Source organism: uncultured Nitratireductor sp. (assembly GCF_913053745.1).
Taxonomy (GTDB): Bacteria; Pseudomonadota; Alphaproteobacteria; order Rhizobiales; family Rhizobiaceae; genus Nitratireductor.
On the sequence record NZ_CAJXGF010000240.1, the window covers coordinates 1 to 3894 of the forward strand.

General features: G+C 61.5%; 4 protein-coding genes. 3 read left to right on the forward strand and 1 reads right to left on the reverse strand.

What is annotated here, in order from left to right:
- Positions 1-299 precede the first annotated feature (299 nt).
- Positions 300-1124, reverse strand: coding sequence for a phosphatase PAP2 family protein (locus QZ638_RS22775; RefSeq protein WP_295814949.1), 825 nt, complete (start codon positions 1122-1124; stop codon positions 300-302).
- Positions 1125-1176: 52 nt separating this feature from the next.
- Between QZ638_RS22775 and QZ638_RS22780 the strand changes: the two genes are divergently transcribed.
- From QZ638_RS22780 to QZ638_RS22790, 3 genes are all read left to right on the forward strand, one after another.
- Positions 1177-2304 (forward strand): site-2 protease family protein, encoded by a 1128-nt coding sequence (locus tag QZ638_RS22780; RefSeq protein WP_295814951.1) that lies wholly within the window; start codon positions 1177-1179, stop codon positions 2302-2304.
- 307 nt (positions 2305-2611) lie between these two features.
- On the forward strand, positions 2612-3019 hold the full coding sequence (gene rnk / locus QZ638_RS22785) for a nucleoside diphosphate kinase regulator (protein ID WP_295814953.1): 408 nt from the start codon (positions 2612-2614) through the stop codon (positions 3017-3019).
- Positions 3020-3217: 198 nt separating this feature from the next.
- A complete protein-coding gene (locus QZ638_RS22790; RefSeq protein ID WP_295814955.1) occupies positions 3218-3742 on the forward strand; it encodes a nucleoside-diphosphate kinase in 525 nt (174 codons plus the stop codon).
- The last annotated feature ends 152 nt before the right edge of the window (positions 3743-3894 follow it).

Below are 3894 nucleotides of genomic sequence, written 5' to 3' on the forward strand. Positions count from 1 at the left end.
AAAAACAGCGCCACGGCGCTCGTCCAGTGCGTCGATATAGGCGTCGATGGCGCCCTCATAGGCGGTTTCCACGCGGTGTCGGGTGATGGTGACGCCACCCGCCGTCGCAAACCGCTCGGCACCGTTTTCCAGAACTTCCAGGCTCATCATATGCTCCCTTTTTCAGGCATCGCCGGGAAGCGCAGACAAAAATGGCCGCCCGGTTTTCACCTGCGGCCATGGTTATTTCCTGCGCGCAAACTGCGCGGCTGGCCGCTGTTAGCGGGTCCACCACCAGAGATTTGCGCAAGAAATCGTCTTCATGGTTTTTCCTTAGCCTCGACCGAACTTTCGCGCAACCGGTTTCCTGCGACATCGGCAAGCCTTTTGCCGCGATAAAGCGCGAGCAGACTGAGGCAAAGCCAGGTGAAGCTCGCCCAGGCAGCGCCCAGCGCCCACCCCGCCGCCACATCGCTGGGCCAGTGAACGCCGAGATAGACGCGGCTGACGCCGACAAGGAACGAAACGAAAACGGCAACGGCAAGCACATAAAGCCGGACACGCCAATCGGGAAAGAATCGTGTGACGAGCGCTGCGAGCGTGAGATAGGCGACCGTGGTGACCGTGGCGTGGCCGCTTGGAAAACTCGCCGTGTGGATAACATCGAGATGCTCGACAATGTCGGGGCGCGGACGCTCGTAATAGTTCTTCAGCGTGTAGGACACGAGCGCGCCCGAACCGACGGAAAACAATGCGTATATGGCCGCGCCATAGCGCCGCGCGACGACAAGCAGGCCGGTTACAACCAGAAGCGACATCACAATGACCGGATACCCCCCGATGGCGGTGATTTCCAGGGCGGTTTCCTCAAGCCAGGGAGGACCCAGCGGATCGGAGGCATCCATCGGATTGCGCATGGACAGCAACACCCGTTCGTCCAGTGCCTCTATTTCTCCCTCGGCAACCTCGTCGGCAATGGCGAGGAAAGCGAAGGTTCCCAGCGTCAGCACCAGTAGAAGAAGCGCAGGCGCCAACGCGTTGCGCCTGCGCGCAACCTTTCCGATGAAATCTCTTCTTTCGACCGCCATTTCGAAATCAACTCTCCCGACCAAACGATTCTGCAGCACGCCGGATGCCAACACCATGATTGTCGCCTAAATAAGATAGAGCCGTTTCTTTCCAACGGGAGCGATGTTCATGGCCTGGTCTTTCAACATCGGCAAAATCGGCGGCACGGTGCTGCGCGTTCACGTCACATTCTTTCTTCTGCTGGCATGGATCTGGTTCATGCATTACCGGATCGGCGGCAGCGCCGCCGCCTGGGAGGGCGTGACCTTCATCATCGCCGTTTTCGCCTGCGTGGTGCTGCACGAGTTCGGCCATGTCTTCGCCGCGCGCCGCTACGGCATCAGGACGCCCGACATCACACTCCTGCCCATCGGCGGACTGGCGCGGCTGGAGCGCATGCCCGAAGACCCCGTCCAGGAACTGGTGATCGCCATCGCCGGGCCACTCGTGAACGTCGTAATCGCCGCCTTGATCATTTTCGCAATCGGCGGATCGGCGGGTATCGGGCAGATGGTGCAGGTCGAGAACCCTCGAGCCGATTTTCTGGTGCGGCTTGCCGGCGTGAACGTCTTTCTTGTCCTGTTCAATTTGATCCCCGCCTTTCCGATGGATGGCGGACGCGTGCTGCGCGCGCTCCTGGCAACACGGCTGAGCTGGGCCCGGGCCACGCAGATCGCCGCCAATATCGGCCAGGGCCTTGCCTTCCTCTTCGGTTTCCTGGGACTGCTCTACAACCCGCTTCTCATCTTCATAGCGATATTTGTCTATCTGGCAGCTTCCGCAGAAGCGCAGAATGCGCAGATACGCAGCGTCGCCAACAGTGTTCTGGCAGGTGACGTGATGGTGAGGAAATTCGCCACACTCGACCGCTCGGCCAGCGTCGGCGAGGCAATCGACCTGCTTCTCGCCACCACGCAGAACGAATTTCCGGTGGTGGACGGCAACGGCCACATGGAAGGGCTGATCACGCGCAACGACATGATGCGCGCACTCAAGGATGCCGGACCCGATGCGCCGGCGGCAAGCGCGATGCGCACAGGCCTTCCAGCCGTTCACAGGCAGCAAAGCCTGACCGAGGGCGTGCGCCTGATGCAGGAAAAACAAGCCCCGGCGGTGGCCGTTCTGGACAGCCATGACCGACTGGTGGGACTTATCACCCATGAGACGATCGGCGAGATGATCATGGTGCGCGCGGCAATGCCGGAAGGGTTCCGTTTCGCGCGGCGCAATCGCCGCGACACACACGATCGAGACTGAACCGGCGATCACCGTACAATTACGGCTACCGCCTTGACATCGCCACATCCGCGCACCACGTTTATGCGATGAGCACGAAACGAAAACATACGTCCGTTTTCTTCCGGGTATGTCCCATTGCGGGATATTGACCCCCGGTTCGGTGCTGTGCGCCTCCGAACCGAGGGGCGCTCTTCCGCCGATTGATCGACACGATCAAGACGAGCAGCGGGAACGGTTCTAGGGCGCATCACCAAAAATCGCACGACAATCGAAGCCGAGCGGCATGTGCCGGACGCATGACCGCAACACTCGCATGGAAAAGCCAATGCAGCAGAAGACAGGGCGCAAGCCGAGCATCACGATTTCCGAAACCGATTATGAACGCCTGACCGGCCTCGCCGAGGCGTTGGAAGATCGCAACCCCGAAGTGTCGGAAACCATGATGGCCGAGCTCGACCGGGCACGCGTCGTGCGGGACGGGTCGCTTGCGGCCAGCATCGTGCGCATGGGCTCCACAGTCGTTTATACGGCCGATGAAGGCCCCGAAAAGACGGTGACCCTGGTCTATCCGGGCGACGCCGACATCGAGAAGGGACGCATCTCCATCACCACTCCCGTGGGGACGGCTTTGATCGGCCTCAAGGAAGGCCAGTCCATCAACTGGGCCGCCCGCACGGGCCAGACCCACAAACTGACCGTCGTGCGCGTGACCCAGTCAGAGACCGCCGTCTGAGCAGCCCCCTCATGACCAGTCCGCACCTTCGTTTCTTCACGGGACATCTCCTGACGGGAGCCTAGCCCCTGCGCCATAACCTCTCGGCGCAGGGGACCGCTCGACCGAATTCAGGCTGTGCAGCCGACAGCGGCCGCGCAGGTTTGCTTGTTCGCGGTCTCCCCGTTTCGACACGCGGGAACCGCGCTGGAGATCGTCATGTGGACCGGACAAGGATGCATTCTCACCACAAAGGATTTCACCATCCTGGAATTTCTGCAGGAGCGTCGACATAGGCTCAGCGACGCTTATGCCGCGCTTTTGCGCGCCAAACTCAACGACGCGACCGTCATCTTCCGCGACGACGTGCCGGCGAATGTCGTCACACTCAACAGCCGCGTGCAGTTCCGCATCGGCGACGAGCCGCCGCAGACGCGCATCATCAGCCATGACGCGTTGCAGGGCTTCGTCGGGCTGACATTGCCGATAACGACGCTGCGCGGCCTGGCGCTTCTGGGGCGCGCCGCGGGCGAAACGCTGCTCCTGCCGAGAGACGGCGTGGCTCCGCCCGAACGCCTCTTGCTCGAAGAGGTTCTTTATCAACCCGAGGCCGAGCGCGGGAAAATGTACGCGACGAAACGCCCGGCGCTGCGTCTCGTGCACAATACAGACATGTCTGCTGCCTCCCAACCGGACGCCCTTTCCTTTGGCGAAGACGACGATCCAGGTCCGAGTGCCGCTTGATCTCACGCAGCGCGAGCCCCCCTCCCTCGTGCTGCGGCGACGCCCCGGAAAACAGGCGACGACGAGACGCCGCTCTTGGACAGGCACGGTGATTCATTGCGACAGGACATTGCCGCAAGCGATTCACCGGCAAGACAAAAAGCCGAACGGGA

Excerpts from the sequence above, each read along its gene's own strand:
- QZ638_RS22775 (WP_295814949.1), bottom strand. The coding sequence starts at position 1,124 with ATGGTGTTGGCATCCGGCGTGCTGCAGAATCGTTTGGTCGGGAGAGTT.
- rnk (WP_295814953.1), top strand. The coding sequence starts at position 2,612 with ATGCAGCAGAAGACAGGGCGCAAGCCGAGCATCACGATTTCCGAAACC.
- QZ638_RS22780 (WP_295814951.1), top strand. The coding sequence starts at position 1,177 with ATGGCCTGGTCTTTCAACATCGGCAAAATCGGCGGCACGGTGCTGCGC.
- QZ638_RS22790 (WP_295814955.1), top strand. The coding sequence starts at position 3,218 with ATGTGGACCGGACAAGGATGCATTCTCACCACAAAGGATTTCACCATC.